We start from the raw sequence: 19,645 nt of genomic DNA, 5'->3' as shown, positions 1-19,645 counted from the left end.
TAGCACGATTTCCAGAAAAATAAAACGTTTACAAATTCGCTCTGTTGCTTTTTTTGTTTATCGCTTACTATAGAAAGAAGAAGCGACTGCGTAATTTTCTCTATACGAAAGGACGGCGAAAACCATGTACCGACTGCTGCTTGCTGATGACAGCTACGATCAAAGAGAAGTGATCAAATACTTCTTGAGTCAGCATGAAAAAGAATGGCTGATCGAAGAAGCCAAAAATGGCCGCGAAGCCTGGCAACTTTTTCAGGAACAGCCCTTTGACTTGATAATTACCGACGTAAAGATGCCCTTTATGGATGGACATGCCCTCGTAGCGAGAATCAAAGAAGCAGTTCCTGAAATTCCTGTGATGTTTATCAGCGGCTTTGAAGATTTTCATTATGTAAAAAAAGCCATACAGTTACAAGCGGTTGACTACCTCTTAAAACCAATCGACCCTGATGATTTTTATGAACAAATAAATAAAATCATTCTTTTTATTGATCAACAAAAGCAGCGCGCTTACACAAAAACAATCGCACAAACCCATTACTTGAAAGAGATTTTGAGTAAACTTTTTTATGGCTATCCTTGGCATTCACTGCCGAAGGAAGAGCAATCGATTGCACAAGATTTTTTTAAGACTCATCCCTCTTTTTTTCTCGTTACTTGGCCGCTGGATTCTTGGAATGCGCCGGATTTTGTCCCTTCGCTATCTGCTGCATTTCCTGAAATGTTCAGTTTGTTTTTAGCTCCAGCACAACTGCTCTTTTTTAACGAACCTTTGCCAAAAAGGGAAATCGAAGAGCGAAAAAACAACTTAACTACCTATTTTTCCGAACAGTTTCAGCAAAAAATAACACTTTTTGACAGCGGACCAGTTCCCCACCATTCAGGGGTGTATGGCACCTATCATGACTTACTGAGAACCAGTCAGCGGTCTTTTTATCAGCAAAACAAAGGGAAAATCTGCCAGCTGCTTCCGGGAGATCACTACATCGTCAAGAAAGCGCTTTTTGAAAAAACCGTTTCGTATGTGAATCAATACGAAAGTAAAAAAGCCCACGCGCTTGTGAAAACAGTTTTCGACTGCTTTGAAACAAATGGACGTGAGGAACCAACCAATGCCAAGTTTTATTTTGCGACCTTTTATCAAACAATCATCGATCAGTGCACGATCACTTTTGATGCGGAGTGTGGCGCTAATCAGATTGGAAAAATACTGGAAGCGCCAAGTCTGCAACTAATTGCGGATATTTTTGATGCCCTCTTCCATTATATCCATGATGCCTTGCTTCAAATCAACGGGAGCCAGTCAAATGACTATGTGCGCCAAGTAAAATCCTATATATTCGCTCATTTTCACCAAGAGTTGAGCTTGGAGCGGTTAGCAAAGGAAGTCAATATCAATCCTAACTACCTAAGCGAATTATTCAGTACTTCTGAAGGCATGGGTATCACCAAATACATCAAGTCTTACCGTATCAAACAGGCTCAGAAGCGTTTAAAGAACTCGAACTGCAGCATTCGAACTATCTCCAAACAAGTTGGCTTTAATCATTATTCCTATTTTTGCAAAACGTTCCGAGAAATTGTCGGAATGACGCCGGATGCGTATAGAAAGAGAGGTCCCTCTTGTTAAGAAAAGTCCACGATTGTTTTAAAAATTTTCGTTTTCAAAAAAAGATCGCCCTTATTTCAATTCTTTCAAGCATTGTTCCTCTGATCGTTTTGACCTTTGTCGGGGTATCTATCATCCGAGCCTTTATCCAACAGCAGGAAAAAAGTGCTTACTCCGATAATCTCAAAAGTATCAGCTATCAGTTAGAAAGCAAGATCCACACCTATCGGGACAGCCTGCTCTTTTTAGCCAACAATACCGCCTTGACGCAAGAGCTTTCTAGTCAACGCTTCTCAAACTTTGATCAATACAATCTCTTTCAAAATACGATCGTGCCTTTGTTTCACAGTGTTCGTTTTCCGCAAGCAGATATTAAAGGCATCACGCTATACACCACGATCGATCTTTATGATCATGGGCAATACGTCAAAAAAATCACGGCTGATACAGCACTGCCTTTTCTAAAAGAAAAACCTTCGACCGAGATTCGAACGTATTTTGACAAAGAACGGGAGGAACTTTCTTTTTATACCAACCTTTTTTTAAAAGGCCATACCGCAGATTCCTTAAACTACATCGTTTTAACCATCGATCGAGCAGCATTGTTCACGAATCTGGATGCAGTCACTGAGGAGCCTTATGATTTGACCATTCAGTCAGAGACCGGGCAGACGCTTTACCGCATTGATTATTTGACGAAGCAGCAACGTACTCAAAAACAGTGGCTGGTTGGAAACGCAGTTATTGAAGAGGCTCCTGTACTGCTGGATAATCATTGGCAAATCGTTTTTGTTAAAACCGCACAGTCATTTTTCAGCAGTTTACTGTATCTAGTTGGTGCGGCACTTATTATCTTTGATTTTGTATTAATGATATTGGTTTTATCCAGCTGGTGGTTGGCTAAAACCGTGGTACAGCCGATCAACTCTTTGACCCAGCAAATGGCCTCTTTATCAATGGATCAATTCAAAATCCAGCACACATATTCTTCAAAAGATGAAGTCGGACAGTTATACACCAATTTTCAAAAAATGCTAGATAAAATCGCTGAGCTGATCAATGAAGTATATGAAGCCGAATTGAAACAAAAAGAATACGAATTGCGGGCTCTGCAAGCCCAGATCAATCCGCATTTCTTTTATAATTCCTTAGCACTGATCAGCAATACTGCCACACTAAACGGCAATCACGAGATCCGTGAGATGGCTCAGCTGCTGTCTCGATTCTACCGTCTCAGCCTAAACCAAGGATCCAACCGGCTATCCATCACCAAAGAACTCGATCTAACAATCACCTATGCTAAAATCCAGCAAAAAATGCATCACCATTCCTTTGATTTAGTCCTCGAAATTGACTCAGATATCGATGAGTATCCGATGATCCATCTGCTCTTGCAGCCGTTTGTCGAAAATGCCGTCTTTCATGGGCTTGATCATATTGAAGATGACCGCAGAGGGGTATTGACGATCCGCTGCCTCAAAGAAGGACAATGGCTACGGTTTGAGATTCAAGACAATGGTCCCGGGATTGATCCTGAACAGCTAAAACAACTGGAGGAACCTTCTGATCAACATTATGGTATCAACAATGTACGCCAGCGGCTAGCATTGTACTATGGCACGCAAGCTTCCTTATCGATTCAATCAGTAAAAGGTGAAAACACCACAATTGTTCTACTCATACCGCAAGACTTACCTCCTCAAAAAAACCGTCAGTGAAGAATGTTTAATCACTAACGGTTTTTTGGTGTCAAAATATTCAGATATTTATTTTAATGCTTGATTTCAAGTACCTATTCCTCTACAGCAAACGCACCAACCTCTAATAATCCTTGCCGACCCTGGTCTCGCGTCACGCCTTTTGCTTTCTTTAACATTCGTTCCCAATACTCCATGGTATCTTTTATAAAATCCTTGTTGCCGTCAGTACACCCTTCACGAATAAACAGCAATACCAAACCGCTAAAAAAAATCAAGGCTTCTTCATGGTATTTCCTCAGATCGTTTTCTTGCTCACATTGAAAAACAGCTGATTCAGCGATTGCTTCTTGAAAATATGCAAAAGAACACTCTTTTATGTAGGGACCACAACCAATATCATTTAAAAATAATGCAAAAAAGAGGGCTCGATTGCGACTGGCGAACACGTAATAGTCATGCCAAAAACAGTATAGAGGATCCAGTGTCATCACCGTCTCTTTTTTTGCTTCATGAATGTCATGGAAGACATCATCGACCATTGCCTGTTTATAATTTTGCATGTTTGAAAAATTCAAATAGATTGGTTGGGTCGATGTTCGTGCATATTTAGCAATGTCGCGGACAGTGATTGGCCGATAAAGATATTCCACCAGATATTTTTTTAAACAGTTGATCAAATATTTTTTCGTAATCGTTGCTTTTCTCATAATACCCCTTCCTTTCTTGAGGCGATCAGCTCTCGCTAACGCTCCTCTACTCTCACTTGCTTTCTTCCAGTGAAACACCACCAACACCCAATTTTCTTACTGAAAGTAATCTGCATACTTCTACTTTAACAAAAAAGAGAACGTTAACATATACTTTCTGCCGAATTTCTTAATTTTGTTTTATATTTTTGACCATTTTTCTAAAAACCTTCCTGTTTTCCTCGGCTAAGTCTTAAGACTGATTTTTTTGATACTACTTGTGAAATGATACTATGTAATGTATAGTATGGATATGAACAGGAGGAGAGCCTTTGGATGCCCAATTAAAAAAAGGATTATTGGAAATTTGTGTTTTAGCCTATTTGCAGCACGGGGACTCTTATGGCTATGAATTAGTCAAAAATATTTCTCCTTTACTACCAATCTCAGAATCCACCCTCTACCCTATCTTGAAGCGCTTAGAAGCCAGCCGAGCGGTTGAGACTTACAACAAGAGTCATCAAGGACGGACCCGAAAATATTACCGCTTGACCAAACTTGGCAAACAGCGGATCGACGATTTTTTAACCAACGACTGGCCCCAATTGACATTGATCCAGCGATTTATTAAAGGAGGAACACTAGATGAACAGAGTTGATTTTATCAAGGCATTGGCTGCAGAATTATCTGAAAAAGTCAGACCTAGCGAGATTCATCAGCTGATCAACTATTATGACGAGATGATCGAAGATTTGATGGAAGAAGGATACACTGAAGAAGAAGCCGTGGCACGCCTTGGCTCCCCAAAAGAACTGATCCAAACAGTCACAGAAACAGAAGAGGTCGTGGTAGAGATTCCCCGCCGCTTTCATCCCTTTTTGCTCTTAATCTTAGTGCTAGGCTTTCCATTGTGGGGCAGCTTATTGTTAAGTGCCGCTTTGCTGATCCTAAGCTTTTTAATAATCATCTGGTGTGTGCCTTTCACCACTGGCATGATTGGTGTCACTACGTTTATCGGTGGGATTGCTAGCGTTGTCTTAAGTCCCATGCTGATGGCGGATGGTTTCTATCTCTTTTTAAGTCAGTTAGGCGTGGGAATTTTCTTATTTGGTTTAGGGCTTCTTTGTCTGATCGCCACTTATAGTATGAGCCGACCTTTTTCACGTCTTACCCACTCCCTTGTCGTTTGGCCAAAATCATTTGTTCAAAACTATCGAAAGAAGGCAGTCCTATGATCAAAATCAATAAGCGCTTTTTCGTTTTTCTCAGTCTGTTGTTTATTATTCTCGGACTGGTCATCACCTTTATCGGTTTTTCAATGTCAGGGTACTCACCTGATGCCTACCATATTGAGCATCGTCGTTGGTATCAACTGATTGGTTTCTACACAGACTAATCGGCAAAAACAATTATAAGTTGCTTTTTTCGTCATAAAAACAAGTGATTTTCATCAATTTCATGTATTGATGAAAAAATTGAACTTTCCTTTTTGACCTCACCATATTACTATATAGGTACATCCTGTATCCTATTTCATAGGGTAACCAGAAAAACCCATACCATCCTATGGGTTTTTTTGTTGTTTATAAAAGCAAAAAAGCGTGCCGCAAGTCCAGTTATCGCCAAGCCAGCTATTTTTAGCTAACCTTGGTAGAGCCTGTCTGCAGTACGTTTTTTCTACTGATCGATTATTCCCCTAGTACTGGCTGTTCTTGCACAGTGCCAATAGGAAACAAGGCGCGAAACACCCGGCGAACGATTGGGCCTGCAATGAACAATTGCAATGGCAATGCGACAATCACATTTTTCCCAATGTTGCTTAGCCAATTGACGAACACCGAGTGATCAGGGTTTGGATGCATCAACGCACCAAAGAGTGACATACAGATCACCATGCCGGCGATCATCAATGAAGAAATCAAACCGATTTTTTTCCAAGTAGCTGATTGATGGTCCAAAAATCGAAATGCCAAACCTTTTGCTGGACCCGAAACAATGAACCAATCCAAAATAAAGGCGACACAAAGAGCTAATGGCAATTCATTCCACGCCAATTGGAATGCCAATGCAGAAACACCGACTTGGAACATGAGGTTGTAAACACTCATAAAATACACCATGAAAATACACATAAGTGTCGTATAGATCAAACTTTCTTTTTTGTTGATGGGCATGTAACAACTTCCTTTCTCTTTTTCGTACTCGACTATTCTAGCAGAAGAAAATTTTTCGTGTAAGTAAAAGTTTGAAAACTTTCAAAAAAGTTTTTTGCTATTTTTTTATCCACTTCTCTTGACACTTTCTTATGAAGTCAGTAGAATAGCGATAGATTAAATCGTACAGATAACAAGCGGGTTCGCTTGTCGAGAGAGAGGCGGTTTCTATGAGAATAGAAACGGTCTCTTTTTTTGCGAATTTTTTAGAGGTGAGAATATGGAAAACAACAAAAAACTCGTGGGGGCGATCCTCGCAACCGGATTGATGTCATTTGCAGGCGTGCTGATTGAAACAGCCATGAATGTAACGTTTCCGACATTGATCGATCAATTTACGCTTTCAACATCCGATGTTCAATGGGTGACGACCATCTACTTACTGGTCATCTCCATCATTGTCCCAATATCGACCTACCTTTTGAAACGCTTCTCATTGAGAACCTTGTTTCTAGCTGCCAACGCCTTTTTCCTTGTTGGCTTGGTGATCGACTTTTTATCGCCGACGTTTGCCATTTTGCTGATTGGCCGCTTTTTCCAAGGTGCCAGCACAGGGATCGCACTGCCTTTGATGTTCCACATCATTTTGACTTACTCCCCCTTTGAAAAACGGGGAGCGGCAATCGGCTTAGGGAATTTGACCACTTCCATCGCTCCAGCGATCGGACCGACATATGGGGGCTTATTGACCGCCCATTGGTCTTGGAATGCGATCTTTCTTTTCTTGATCCCAGTCTTGCTGATCTCCCTAGTACTCGGCCTTTACTCGATCCCTAAAACGGCTGGGGCAAAAGACACTTCCCTGGATTTACTGAGTGTATTAGGAATCGTCTTGATGTTCAGCGGCTTCTTATTGTTCTTGAATCAAGTAGGCACCTTAGCGAGTCTACTGCCGCTGCTTTTCGGTTTCATTGGTGCTGGCTTGTTTTATCAACGCTCAAAAGGCCCGAACCCTTTGATTCGTTTGGCTGTTTTGAAAAACCGTAGCTTCAGTTTGTTTCTGTTTGGCTTTCTTGTTTGTCAGTTCCTTTTACTGGGCATTTCCTTTGTCTTGCCGAACTTTGTCCAACTCGCTTTGGGAAAAGATGCCTTTACTGCAGGATTAGTTATGCTGCCCGGGGCGGCCATCGGGGCGATCCTTGCGCCGATCTCTGGTCGGTTGCTGGATAAAGTTGGACCGAAAAAACCGATCCTGTCTGGTTTGACGTTGATTGCCATCGGTTGGCTTGCCTTAGCCCTCGTTTTGCGTTCGCCTTTCATTTGGAGCCTAGTTGCTGGACATGTCTTTTACATGATCGGGATCGGCTTAGCCTACAGCAATATGATGACCACCGGCTTAAACAAGCTGACTCCTGCGTTGTACGCGGACGGTAATGCGATCTTTAATACGCTACAGCAATTTTCTGGTGCAGTGGCGACGGCTGTGGTGGCGACCATTATCAATTTGGCACAAAATGCGGCGACCGATTACACCCAAGGGACGGTCATCGGCTCTCAAATCGCCTTATTCTTTTTGTGGGCCTTGGTCTTACTGACTTTCCTATTAACGATTAACTACTTCCGCAAAAACACCGACAAAAAAGCTGTCAGCTAACTGCGGCTTTGCCAATTGAAAAACAACGAAAAAAAGCCGCCCTCCCTTGAGGACGGCCCATAAAAAAATCCGCTTCCGATTCCCCTTCTTAGTCAAAGGGCGCTCTCGGAAACGGATTATTTTTTTAGTTTAATTCAGCTGAACCAACCGCTGTTTTGGCTGTCACTGTGCCTGTAGTCGTCAATGAAAGCTGACGCACTTTTTCGGCATTCGTGATGACCGTCAAAACATCTGTCTGTTTGCCAGCTGCGATAACGGCATCTAGATCCATCACTGCAAGCTTCGTTTCTGGTGTGACCGTATCACCTTCAGAAACAAGAACCTCAAATGGCGCACCTTTTAGTTCTACAGTATCCAAGCCCATGTGGACGAGAACTTCCGCGCCACCAGGCGTTAAAATCCCGATTGCATGTTTCGTTTCAAAAATGCTAGAGATCGTACCTGCAACAGGAGCATAAATCGTTCCGTTCGTTGGCTGAACAGCAAAGCCGTCACCCATCATTTTTTGAGAAAAGACAGGGTCAGAAACTTCAGTGATGGCAACTACTTTCCCATCAGCTGGAGCATAAAGGGTTTCTTCTGAAACTTGTGTTGCTTCTGGGGCTGCAGTTGTCGGTGCAGCAGTCGTTGGTGCAACAGCCGCTGCTGCAGCTGTATCAGCAGCCAATTGCGGTTCTAATTTATTTAAGAAGGTAACTTTTCTAAAGACGATAGTGCAAACAAAAGTGATCGCAATCGTCACCGCCATTGAGATGAAGACCATTGGATAGTTTTCAATTTTAAATGATAAGAAGCCAGGCAGTCCCCCTACACCAATACCTAATGCACGGGTATTCGTTGCAGTGATCAGCATTCCACCGAAGGCAGAACCTACCATTGCTGCGACAAATGGGTAAACATATTTCAAATTGATCCCGAACATCGCTGGTTCAGTAACCCCCATGTAAGCAGAAATCGTTGCTGGAACAGAGACTTGTTCTTCTTTTTTATTGCCACGGTGAAGGAACCAAATCGCCAATACTGCCGTACCTTGCGCAATATTTGACAGCATGATCATTGGCCAAAGGTTTGTTGTCCCAAAATCCGCTACTAATTGAGAGTCGATCGCTAGCGTTGTATGATGCAATCCGGTAATAACCAAAGGCGCATACAAGCCACCGAAAATGAAACCAAATAACCAGTTTAATGGTGAGGTCAAGCCAGCATTTACGACCCAAGAAATGCCTGATCCGATTTGCCAACCGATTGGACCTAATACCATGTGAGCTGCTAAAATAGTTGGCAGCAATGAGAACAATGGAACGAAGATCATTGAAACCGCTTCTGGAATCCATTTCCGGAAGAATCTTTCAAGATAAACCAATAAGAAACCTGCCAGCATTGCTGGGATCACTTGTGCTTGATACCCAATTTTATCAATAGTGAAGAACCCGAAGTCCCACGTATAATTTTGGGCGATTTCTGCAGCAGAAGTTGAACTTACTGAATAAGCATTTAATAATTGCGGTGAAACCAATGTAATCCCTAAAACAATCCCTAATATTTGCGTGGTTCCCATCTTACGTGTAATACTCCAGGTAATCCCTACTGGTAGAAAGTGAAAGATCGCTTCACAGGGCAGCCATAAAAAGCCGTTGACACCGTTCCAAAAAGTAGAAGCTTGCGTAATGGTTTGTCCACCTAGAGCTTCTAACGGTACACCTTCTAAGAAATTTCTCAGCCCTAGCATCAAACCACCAACAATAATCGCTGGTAATAACGGGGTAAAGATCTCAGCTAACGTAGCAATCGCTCGTTGCACGATATTTTGATTGTTTTTTGCAATCGCTTTGCTTTGTTCTTTAGAAACACCTTCTATTCCTGATACATCGGTAAAATCATTGTAAAACGTTGAGACATCATTGCCGATAATGACTTGGAATTGTCCCGCATTCGTAAACATCCCTTTGACACTTGGAATTTCTTCAATTGCCTTTTCGTTTGCTTTTGTCTGATCGTTCAAAACAAAACGCATCCGTGTCGCGCAATGTGTTACTGCGGCGATATTTTCTTTGCCGCCAACATATTCCAGCAGCTTCTCAGCATCATCACGATACTTTCCCATAATTAATAAACCCCTTTCATATCCACTTGTATATATATGTTTTAATTACGCACTAATCATAACTTGATAGTTTTGATATTGCAAGCGTTTCAAACCAATTTTTTTCACTTTTTCTACAAACAATACAAGTGAATAGAAAAGGTACCGTATTAAAACCTTAATAAATAAACGTTTTTTAAAATATTTGATTAATATAAAATAATATTGCCAATGACTTTATTTACTGTTTATTTAACAAAAAAGAATAAAAAAACAGGTGAGATAAATTGAAATAGCTTACAAATTACGTTATAATCATCTTGCATGTATAGACAAGTTTAAAGGAGGACAACTATTGTGAATACGATTATATTGTCTAAGGAAGAATGGCTGTTAACGGATCAAACCGGTACGACCTATCCGTTTTCTGGGACAGACAGTGAACGAGTTGCTGCACTGACCGCGCAGCTGCAGAAAATGGAAGGTGGCGGGATCGTCTCTGAATCGCTGGTGTTTACGAATGAAGAAGGGACTTTTTCACTGGACCAATGGTTGACAGAAAAATTGAATCGTCCCTTTGTTTGCACCACGAAAGAACAGTATGAAGAAAAAAGTGCTGAAATTCCTTGGAACCTCGAATACTATGGCTACACCCCTGGTAAAGATGAATACTCGGTGGAGTCACTTTTAACCGTCGGCAACGGCTATCTAGGGCTGCGAGGCACGACGCCTGAGATGACCATTTGTGAAGCGAACTATCCAGGGCTGTATTTAGCAAGTCTTTACAATACGGTAGAATCGGATGTTTCTGGTCATACCATCAGCAATGAAGACTTCGTCAATGCACCGAATCTGCAAAAAATGTACGTGAAGATCGATGATGAAGTGATCAACATTGCCAACAATCAGCTTCTTTCCTTTAAACGGACATTAGATCTGAAGACCGGCTTGTTCCAATCAGTGGCAGAAATTGAAACAAAAAAACAAAAGCGTCTGCGAATCGAAACGAAGAAAATCGCCAATATGCAAGACGTTCACCAATATAGCTTGGTCTATCAGTTTACCCCGCTGAACTTTTCCGGCACCGTTACTTTCGTCAGTGAAGCCGACGGATCGGTCTATAACTATAACGTCGCTCGTTACCGTAGCTTAACCAACCAGCATTTGACCGTGAAAGAGACAGCAGCTGAACAAAACAAAGCGCATTTAGTGGTCACCACTAACCAATCACAGATTACCGTTGTCCAATCCTCTGAACTGTTTTCAAAGGACCTGCCATTGGCTGAGCTGCACGCTGAAACAAACGACCAGCTCGTCCGTCAGCAAGTAGCCCTTGAGGTGACGGATGGACAAACTTATCGGGTCGAAAAATCAGTCACTGCTGCCGCTTATCGGCAAGAGGATCCGCAACCGGCATTTACGTTTTCTTCCTTAGCATTACCTGATTTTGCGACGATGTATACCGCCTCAAAACAAGCCTGGGCTGAATTATGGGCGAAAGCGGCCATCGAAGTCACTGGTGACTTGATGTCGCAAAAAATGCTGAATCTGCATACGTATCATCTGCTGGTCTCCGCAGCACCGAATGCTTATCAGGAGTCCTTAGATGCCAGTATCACTGCCCGTGGCCTACATGGTGAAGCCTATCGCGGTCATATTTTCTGGGATGAACTGTTTATCTTACCCTTTTACATTCTACATTTTCCTGACACCGCCAAAGAAATTTTGCTGTATCGCTACCGCCGCTTAGCTGCTGCCAAAAAAGACGCCCAAAAAGCCGGTTACCAAGGCGCCATGTTCCCATGGCAATCAGGCTTGGATGGCAGTGAGCAATCCCAAGAACTGCATTTGAATCCTATCAGCGGCGAATGGAAAGAAGACCACAGTCGCTTGCAGCGCCACGTCTCCTTAGCGATCGCTTATAACATTTGGCAATATTGGCACAACACACAAGACCGTCCCTTTATGGAACAATATGGATTAGAATTGATGTTAGAAGTCGCCCATTTCTGGCAAAGTGCTGCCACCTGGGATGATACTGCTCAACGTTACTTTATCGATAAAGTCATGGGACCAGATGAATTTCATGAAAGCTACCCAAATAGTGAACAAGGCGGCTTGAAAAACAACGCCTATACCAATATGATGGTAGTATGGTTGTTTGAAGAGATCGAGAACCTCCAACAACAACTATCAGCAGAGAGCTTCCAAGCAGTATTGGAGAAAACGGCTTTAACCCCAGCGGATATTGCTGCTATGGCAGATATTCGTACCAAATTAGGCTTAGAGATCGATCACGAAGGCATCATCGCACAGTTTGAAGGGTACTTCCAGTTGGAAGATCTGGATTGGGCCCATTATAAAGAGAAATATGGCAACATTTATCGGATGGATCGCATCCTAAACGCTGAAGGCAAGAGTGCTGACAGCTACAAAGTCGCGAAACAAGCCGATAGTTTGATGATTTTCTATAATTTCTCAAAAGAGCAAGTCAATCAAATTTTGGCGGATCTTTCTTACCAACTGCCAACAGACTATATTGAAAAAAATCTCCATTATTATTTGGCTCGCACCTCCCACGGCTCGACTTTGTCGCGGATCGTTCACGCTCAGTTAGCGGCAATGGTGGATGATCAGGAATTGGCTTGGTCGTTATACCAAGAAGCCCTCTCTTCTGATTATCGTGATATCCAAGGCGGGACCACGGCAGAAGGCATTCACGCCGGTGTCATGGCCGCTACGTTGTTTATTCCGTTAACCACTTTTGCTGGGATTGATATTCGAGAAGAGCAACTGCAGATCACACCAAACTTGCCAAAAGCTTGGGACAGCTTAGCCTTTCAGCTAGAAGTTCGCGGCACCCGCTTTGCATTGAATGTTACACATGAAACATTGACGATCACCGCTGATCAGCCAGTCACGATCTTAGTGAATGGGCAGCAAGTTTCTCTAGAAGCAAAGAAAGAAGCAACGATTACTTACTAAAAGGAGTTTTACACATGAAAAAAGGATTTGTTTTTGATTTAGACGGCGTTATCACGGATACAGCTAAATACCACTACATCGCATGGAAAGAATTAGCTGCGGAGATTGGGATCGAGATCGATTTGAAATTCAATGAGCAGTTAAAAGGCATTAGCCGCATGGATTCTTTAGAGCGAATCTTAACACTAGGCAACAAAAATGATGCCTACACAGAAGTCGAAAAAGAAGCCTTAGCGACAAAGAAAAATACCCACTATGTACAATTATTACAAAGCTTGACTCCTGATGATCTATTGCCGGGGGTAAAGACGTTCCTTGATGAAGCCAAAGCAAAAAATATTCCTTGTGCCATCGCTTCGGCATCCAAGAATGCGCCGTTTATTTTGGACAAACTAGGTGTCATGCAAGACTTTGATACGATCGTTGACCCAGCAACCTTGAAAAAAGGCAAACCAGATCCAGAAATCTTTATCCAAGCAGCGCTAGCACTAGGCATTGAACCGGCAGAAGCAGTTGGGTTTGAAGATGCTCAAGCAGGGATCGACGGCATCAAAGCTGCTGGTATGTACGCGGTAGGCGTTTATTCAGGAGAAGAACTACACGGTGCAGATGTGATCGTTGAAAAATTGACGGATCTAAACATTGACGAACTTTTGGCGAAATAGTCGATTGCATTTCCAAATTGGCCTCGCTATAATAGCCAAAGAGGGGGCAATCCGATGAACAAGTTCAAAGAGATATTTTTAGATTTAGAACAAAAAATTCTAGCAAACGAATACCCTCCGCATTCTTTGCTGCCTAGCGAAAACCAATTGATCAAAACTTATGGTGTCTCCCGCGAGACTGTCCGTAAGGCATTGAATTTATTGCGGGATGCTGGTTATATCCAAAAGAAACAAGGGAAAGGTTCGATCGTTTTAGACTTGAATCGCTTTGATTTCCCAATTTCCGGCTTGACGAGTTTTCGTGAGCTGCAAGATACCCAACGCATTCCTAGTGAAACAAAGGTTGTCGAGATCCGTAAGATCGCCGTTTCGCCAAAGCTGCACGAGACCACTGGTTGGCCTGTCGCTTCTGAGGCATGGAAACTGATCCGTCAGCGGAGAATCGATGGAGAAGTGGTGATTTTGGATAAAGATTACCTTGATGCTTCTATCATCGAAGAGTTGCCAGAAAACCGAGCGAAAGTATCGATTTTTGATTACTTTGAAAATGATCTTGGCCTTGAGATCGCTTATGCACAAAAAGAAATCACTGTTGACCCCGTCAACAAAGAATTGCGGGATCTAATGGATCTGCGTCCTGAAGATCAGCATGTCGTTACGGTTCGCAGCCTCGTGTATCTAGAAGACACGCGCTGTTTTGAATACACCGAATCGATCCACCGACTGGATAAATTCCGCTTTGTGGACTTTGCCCGTCGACGCAAGATTTGATGGACGTATAGACTTGAAAAAGACAAAACAGACCTAGACTTCACCGAGAAGTCTGGGTCTGTTTTATGTTTCAATCCACCCCTCTCGAGATGATGCTGGATCGATCCTTCCTCTTTTCGCCTCTGTCGCTAACGATTCATCCTTTTGCTTTCCCGGCGTTTGGCTGCCGACGAACAAAAAAGGCTCAATCATTTATGGGACTGATGAAAAGCACAGTTGATTTTGAACAACTCAGTCGTCCTTATTAACAGTCAGCCACACAAAAAAAGCAGTACCCTCTGAGAGGATACTGCTTTTGCTTGCTATTTGGCGTAATCCGTTGCGCGGGTCTCGCGAATAACGGTTACTTTGATATGACCTGGGTAATCCAAATCGTCTTCGATCTTCTTGCGGATGTCGCGAACCAATCGTACAGCATCCAAATCAGAAATCTCTTCTGGTTTGACCATTACACGGACTTCACGTCCGGCTTGGACGGCAAAACTGGAATCGACACCTTTGAAGCCGTTGGCGATATTTTCTAGGTTTTGCAAGCGGCGAATATAATTTTCCAATGATTCGCTGCGGGCACCTGGACGCGCTGCTGACAAGGCATCTGCGGCTGCAACTAAAACAGAGATAACCGATGTTGCTTCAACATCTCCATGGTGAGAAGCGATCGCATTGATCACCACACCATTTTCTTTGTATTTGGCAGCTAACTCAGCCCCGATCTCAACGTGAGAGCCTTCGATTTCATGGTCAAGGGCTTTCCCGATATCATGCAAGAGTCCGGCACGTTTGGCTAACTGAATATCTTCGCCTAATTCTGCGGCAAGAACACCGGTTAGTTTTGCGACTTCGATCGAGTGGTTCAAGACGTTTTGTCCGTAGCTGGTACGGAAACGCAAACGACCTAAAATCTTGATCAAGTCTGGATGAAGGGTGTGAGCACCGACTTCAAAGGCTGCTTGTTCCCCATATTCACGAATATGCTCATCCATTTCTTTCCGAGATTTTTCGACCATTTCTTCAATTCGAGCTGGATGGATCCGGCCGTCTTGAATCAGTTTTTCAAGGGTCATACGAGCAATTTCACGGCGAATCGGATCAAATCCTGATAAGACGACTGCTTCTGGCGTGTCATCGATGATCAAATCGATCCCTGTCAATGTTTCAAGGGTCCGAATGTTCCGACCTTCTCTTCCGATGATTCGACCTTTCATCTCATCATTTGGTAATGATACGACCGATACCGTGGTTTCAGACACTTGGTCTGCGGCACAACGTTGGATTGCTAGGGACAAGAGATTTTTTGCTTTTCGATCTGCTTCTTCCTTCGCACGCTGTTCAGATTCTTTGACCATGATCGTTAATTCATGGTTCAATTCCTCTTCCGTTGATTTCATGATCAACTCTTTTGCTTCATCTCTAGACAGCGCGGCGATGCGCTCTAATTCTTTCTGTTGTCCATCGATTAAGTTTTCTACTTCTTTTTCTCGCTCGTCAATTAATTGTTGTTTCTCACTAAGTCTGCCTTCTTTATCTTCAAGTGAGCGTTCTCGTTTTTCCAAAGAATCGTCCTTACGATCAAGTACTTGTTCTCTTTGGAGTAAACGATTTTCTTGTGATTTTAAATCAAGTTTGCTTTCTTTCAACTCACTTTCAATCTCTGACCGATACTTCTGATTTTCTTCCTTAGCTTCTAACAATGCTTCTTTTTTAAGAGTTTCTGCTTCTTTCTTAGCGCTTTCGATAATTCCAGCTGCAGAATTTTGGGCGCCGTTGATTTCTTTCTCATGACGAGATTTCGTCACATAAACTCCTAATCCAAGACCGACAATTAAACCGATGATAGCGAGGAGAATGTAAAGTAGTTCCAATGAATCCACCTCCATACTATCTTTTTAAATATTTTGTAATTTTGATTAACAAAGGATAACAAAATTATCAATTCGCTACTTCTTATGTGGAAATCCACATACGTTTATTCTAATGTTTGAACACAAGAGTGTCAACTTTAAATAATAAAGTAAACTTTCGCAACCCTTCCTTTTTACGGATGTTTTTTCAACAATAGATGAATCTAGCAAAAAGCCACAAAAAAGCCAAACAACCTCGTTGTTTGGCTTTTTCAAGACTTATTCGTCTAATGGTAATTCTTCTTGCGCTTCCTCGAGGGTTACGGTCTCTCCTGTTCCAATCCCGTAAGCATCGCGGACGCGAGCAGAAACTTCTAGCATCATTTCTTGGTGTTCACGCATATAGTTTTTGGCGTTTTCACGACCTTGACCGATGCGATCCCCTTTATAGGCATACCACGCACCGCTTTTATCAACGATGTCTTGTTCCACGGCCATATCCAATAATTCACCTTCTTGTGAAATACCTAGACCATACATCATGTCGACTTCCGCTACTTTAAATGGTGGCGCTACTTTGTTTTTGACTACTTTGATCTTCGTGCGGTTCCCGATGATATCTGTACCGGATTTCAATTGCTCAGCACGACGTACTTCCAAACGGATGGTTGAATAGAATTTCAACGCACGTCCACCAGGTGTCGTTTCTGGATTCCCAAACATAATCCCAACTTTTTCGCGAATTTGGTTGATAAAGATCGCGATCGTTTTCGTTTTGTTGATGGAACCAGAAAGTTTCCGTAATGCTTGTGACATCAAACGAGCTTGCAAACCAACGTGGGTATCACCCATTTCACCATCGATCTCCGCCCGTGGGACTAAAGCTGCTACCGAGTCAATAACTACGATATCAACCGCACCACTTGAAACTAAGGCGTCAGCGATCTCTAATCCTTGTTCCCCTGTATCTGGTTGTGATAACAAAAGATCATCGATATTTACACCTAATTTTTGCGCATACTGAGGATCTAACGCATGTTCGGCATCGATAAATGCTGCTGTTCCGCCATTTTTTTGGACTTCCGCAATGGCATGTAAAGCAACTGTCGTTTTACCAGAACTTTCTGGGCCGTAAACTTCTACGATCCGTCCTCGTGGGTAACCACCTACACCTAATGCAACATCCAAGGCCAATGAACCACTTGGGATCGTTGAAATTTGTTGATCAACTTTTTCGCCAAGCTTCATGATGGCACCTTTACCATAGTTCTTTTCAATCTTCTTTAGTGCAGCATCTAAGGCTGCTTTACGATCATCTGCCAAACGGATAATCCTCCTTATATTCATCACTTTCGTGTGTCGTTCATAAGATAATAATAGTCCTTCTGAAGGGAAATTGCAAGAAAAAACGAACAAACATTCGCATTAATTTAATAATTCCTTACGTATTTGATTTAAGCCTGCCATGACAGCACTATGCCGAATATAGGCGCGGTCGCGGTTGAAGTGATACAGCTGGCTCGAGACGCCTTTGTCAGAAGCTAAGGCGATCCAAACAGTGCCTTTGGGCTGGCCTTCTAGTTCGTCCGGACCAGCAACACCAGTAAACGCCACCGCATAATCGGTCTCTGCTTGTTTGCGGGCATAGACGGCCATTGCTTCCGCACATTCCTGACTAACAGTCCCATAGCTTTCTAAAAGCGCTGGATCGATGCCTAAGAGCTTGCTTTTTGTTCCAGCAGAATATGTCACGAACCCACCGGGAAACACCTCAGAGACGCCAGGAATCCCTCCTAGGGTCGCTTGGAACAAACCAGCGGTCAAACTTTCCGCTGCGGTGACGGTTTTCTTTTTCTCGATCAGTAGCTCGACGACTGTTTCTGCCAGCGAATTTTGTTCCCCATATCCATAGAAATACGCACCGACCCGTGCTTGGACGGTTTCTTCTAATGCATCCAATTGTTTGATCCCTTGCGCCTCGTCTGCGGTTTTGACCGTCAGACGCAACGTGACCTCATTGGGTTTGGCATAAGGAGCAATGGTGGGATTGACTTGATTCTCGATCAAATCGGCCAATTCTGTGACCAACGCCGATTCCCCGATCCCGTAATAGCGCAAAACGCGAGAAAGCAAGACTTCTTCTTGGGGAAACTGCTCTAACAGAAGTGGTTTTGCGTGGGTAAGAAACATCGCCTGCAGTTCACTTGGCGGTCCCGGCAGCAGCAAATAACTGGTAGCGGCTGTCTGATAAAAGATCCCGATCGCTAGTCCATTGGGATTTGGCAAAGACACACCGTCTTTGAAGACTAAGGTCTGCCGCAAATTGTTTTCCGTCATCCTCCGTTGACTGTTTTCAAAGAAGGCTTTCAATTGGTGATAACCTGGTTCATCTCGCACTAATTCCTGTCCCACATGGCGGGCAGTGACTTGTTTCGTCAAGTCATCGTCGGTGGGCCCTAAGCCGCCGCACAGCACGATCAAGTCGCTGCGTTTGTCGGCGATCGTCAGCAATTCCTCTAAGCGATTGGGGTTGTCCCCGACAACACTATGATAAAAAACATCGATCCCTAGACTTGCCAGTTCTTCTGACAAGAAGGTCGCGTTCGTATTCACCACCTGTCCTAAAAGTAATTCGGTCCCGACTGCAATAATTTCTGCTTTCATTCTTTTACTCCTTCATTTATCAGATACGTAAAAGTCTTTCATATTGACAAAAAAAGTCCAGAAAACTTCTGAACTTTCGTGACTTGTATCCTTGTTTTTATCGCTTCTTTATCTAGATCTAGAACTTTTACATAGAATCTTTAAAAACATTCGTATTTTTTATGAAATAATCGACCCCGGAATAGATCGTGAAGATCAGGCATAGATACAACATGATTTGATCGACAGGTAAACCGATCATTGAAAAGGGAATGTTGTTCAAGAACAAGAAAATGATCGCAACCATTTGTGTCGCGGTTTTGATTTTCCCCGGCCACGCAGCAGCCATGACTTCGCCACTTTGTTCCACTAACAACAAGCGTAAACCTGTCACTGCCAACTCACGGCAAACGATGATCGAAACTACCCAGCCTGGGGCTTTGTCTAATTCGACCAGCATGATAAAAGCCGTCATGACGAGCATTTTATCTGCTAACGGGTCAGCAAACTTCCCGAAGTTGGTAACAAGGCCTCTGGAACGAGCGATCTTGCCATCTAGCCAGTCCGTAATGCTGGCTGCCGCAAAAAGGATCGCTGCAATAAGGTGCGTGTTTTCTAATTGTGTCGTACCAACGGTCAGCGTGCCAAGATCGATCGGCAAAACCAAGACCAAAATAAAGATGGGGATCATAATGATCCGTAATACAGTTAATTGATTGGGTAAATTCACGAAATAGACTCCTCTCTGCCGACTATTGTACGAAATAACGGCAAATCATGCCACTACTTCTGCTTTTCACCAGTCGGGTGCAACAGATAACTTTTTAGCTAATGATACCTCAATAAGGCGCATT

16 protein-coding genes are annotated in these 19,645 nt (G+C 43.0%); 9 read left to right on the top strand and 7 right to left on the bottom strand.

Features of this window, described 5'->3' with window-relative positions; translation table 11 throughout:
* Window positions 1-124: 124 nt before the first annotated feature.
* A complete protein-coding gene (locus tag IGK85_RS00260) occupies window positions 125-1,630 on the top strand; it encodes a response regulator transcription factor (protein WP_008376719.1) in 1,506 nt (501 codons plus the stop codon).
* Window positions 1,624-3,327 carry a sensor histidine kinase gene (locus tag IGK85_RS00255; protein WP_101698727.1) on the top strand — a complete coding sequence of 568 codons (1,704 nt, stop codon included), beginning with the start codon at window positions 1,624-1,626 and terminating at the stop codon, window positions 3,325-3,327. The genes IGK85_RS00260 and IGK85_RS00255 overlap by 7 nt, the downstream gene beginning before the upstream one ends.
* A gap of 74 nt (window positions 3,328-3,401) precedes the next feature.
* Here the strand turns inward: IGK85_RS00255 and IGK85_RS00250 are convergent, their stop codons facing one another.
* The gene (locus IGK85_RS00250) at window positions 3,402-4,103 is read right to left on the bottom strand and encodes a TetR/AcrR family transcriptional regulator (protein ID WP_035006404.1); all 702 of its coding nucleotides are present in this window, start codon (window positions 4,101-4,103) and stop codon (window positions 3,402-3,404) included.
* A 224-nt stretch (window positions 4,104-4,327) separates the two neighbouring features.
* On the opposite strand from IGK85_RS00250, the gene IGK85_RS00245 reads away from it, so the two are divergent.
* Genes IGK85_RS00245 through IGK85_RS00235 form a run of 3 tightly spaced genes read left to right on the top strand, consistent with a single transcriptional unit; the run spans window position 4,328 to window position 5,392 of the window.
* The gene (locus tag IGK85_RS00245; protein ID WP_005232883.1) at window positions 4,328-4,654 is read left to right on the top strand and encodes a PadR family transcriptional regulator; all 327 of its coding nucleotides are present in this window, start codon (window positions 4,328-4,330) and stop codon (window positions 4,652-4,654) included.
* The gene (locus IGK85_RS00240; protein ID WP_005232884.1) at window positions 4,641-5,231 is read left to right on the top strand and encodes a DUF1700 domain-containing protein; all 591 of its coding nucleotides are present in this window, start codon (window positions 4,641-4,643) and stop codon (window positions 5,229-5,231) included. The genes IGK85_RS00245 and IGK85_RS00240 overlap by 14 nt, the downstream gene beginning before the upstream one ends.
* Window positions 5,228-5,392, top strand: coding sequence for a hypothetical protein (locus IGK85_RS00235; RefSeq protein ID WP_005232885.1), 165 nt, complete (start codon window positions 5,228-5,230; stop codon window positions 5,390-5,392). The genes IGK85_RS00240 and IGK85_RS00235 overlap by 4 nt, the downstream gene beginning before the upstream one ends.
* Before the next feature lie 292 nt (window positions 5,393-5,684).
* On the opposite strand, the gene IGK85_RS00230 is transcribed toward IGK85_RS00235, so the two are convergent.
* On the bottom strand, window positions 5,685-6,170 hold the full coding sequence (locus tag IGK85_RS00230) for a hypothetical protein (RefSeq protein ID WP_005226468.1): 486 nt from the start codon (window positions 6,168-6,170) through the stop codon (window positions 5,685-5,687).
* A 259-nt stretch (window positions 6,171-6,429) separates the two neighbouring features.
* On the opposite strand from IGK85_RS00230, the gene IGK85_RS00225 reads away from it, so the two are divergent.
* Window positions 6,430-7,803 carry an MFS transporter gene (locus IGK85_RS00225; RefSeq protein ID WP_008376728.1) on the top strand — a complete coding sequence of 458 codons (1,374 nt, stop codon included), beginning with the start codon at window positions 6,430-6,432 and terminating at the stop codon, window positions 7,801-7,803.
* A 124-nt stretch (window positions 7,804-7,927) separates the two neighbouring features.
* On the opposite strand, the gene treP is transcribed toward IGK85_RS00225, so the two are convergent.
* Window positions 7,928-9,907 (bottom strand): PTS system trehalose-specific EIIBC component, encoded by a 1,980-nt coding sequence (gene treP / locus IGK85_RS00220; RefSeq protein ID WP_008376729.1) that lies wholly within the window; start codon window positions 9,905-9,907, stop codon window positions 7,928-7,930.
* Between the two features lie 336 nt (window positions 9,908-10,243).
* Here treP and IGK85_RS00215 point away from each other — a divergent pair, with 336 nt between their 5' ends.
* Genes IGK85_RS00215 through treR form a run of 3 tightly spaced genes read left to right on the top strand, consistent with a single transcriptional unit; the run spans window position 10,244 to window position 14,307 of the window.
* Window positions 10,244-12,871: a glycoside hydrolase family 65 protein gene (locus IGK85_RS00215; protein ID WP_008376731.1), complete on the top strand. Its 2,628-nt coding sequence runs from the start codon at window positions 10,244-10,246 to the stop codon at window positions 12,869-12,871.
* Window positions 12,872-12,885: 14 nt separating this feature from the next.
* Window positions 12,886-13,536: a beta-phosphoglucomutase gene (pgmB, locus tag IGK85_RS00210; RefSeq protein WP_005232889.1), complete on the top strand. Its 651-nt coding sequence runs from the start codon at window positions 12,886-12,888 to the stop codon at window positions 13,534-13,536.
* Between the two features lie 54 nt (window positions 13,537-13,590).
* A complete protein-coding gene (treR, locus tag IGK85_RS00205) occupies window positions 13,591-14,307 on the top strand; it encodes a trehalose operon repressor (protein WP_005226457.1) in 717 nt (238 codons plus the stop codon).
* A 302-nt stretch (window positions 14,308-14,609) separates the two neighbouring features.
* Here the strand turns inward: treR and rny are convergent, their stop codons facing one another.
* The 4 genes from rny to pgsA all read right to left on the bottom strand — a co-directional run bounded on the left by rny (window position 14,610) and on the right by pgsA (window position 19,521).
* Complete coding sequence (gene rny, locus IGK85_RS00200) at window positions 14,610-16,184, bottom strand: ribonuclease Y (protein WP_005232891.1); 1,575 nt, start codon at window positions 16,182-16,184, stop codon at window positions 14,610-14,612.
* A gap of 243 nt (window positions 16,185-16,427) precedes the next feature.
* The gene (gene recA, locus IGK85_RS00195) at window positions 16,428-17,471 is read right to left on the bottom strand and encodes a recombinase RecA (RefSeq protein ID WP_008376737.1); all 1,044 of its coding nucleotides are present in this window, start codon (window positions 17,469-17,471) and stop codon (window positions 16,428-16,430) included.
* A 102-nt stretch (window positions 17,472-17,573) separates the two neighbouring features.
* Window positions 17,574-18,812 (bottom strand): competence/damage-inducible protein A, encoded by a 1,239-nt coding sequence (locus IGK85_RS00190; RefSeq protein ID WP_008376739.1) that lies wholly within the window; start codon window positions 18,810-18,812, stop codon window positions 17,574-17,576.
* A gap of 127 nt (window positions 18,813-18,939) precedes the next feature.
* On the bottom strand, window positions 18,940-19,521 hold the full coding sequence (pgsA, locus tag IGK85_RS00185) for a CDP-diacylglycerol--glycerol-3-phosphate 3-phosphatidyltransferase (protein WP_008376742.1): 582 nt from the start codon (window positions 19,519-19,521) through the stop codon (window positions 18,940-18,942).
* Between the last annotated feature and the right edge of the window lie 124 nt (window positions 19,522-19,645).

The sequence above is a fragment of the Enterococcus sp. AZ015 genome (assembly GCF_050499225.1).
GTDB lineage: Bacteria > Bacillota > Bacilli > Lactobacillales > Enterococcaceae > Enterococcus_D > Enterococcus_D entomosocium.
Note: the sequence above shows the minus strand (reverse complement) of the source record. Positions and strands in the feature narration are given on the sequence as shown.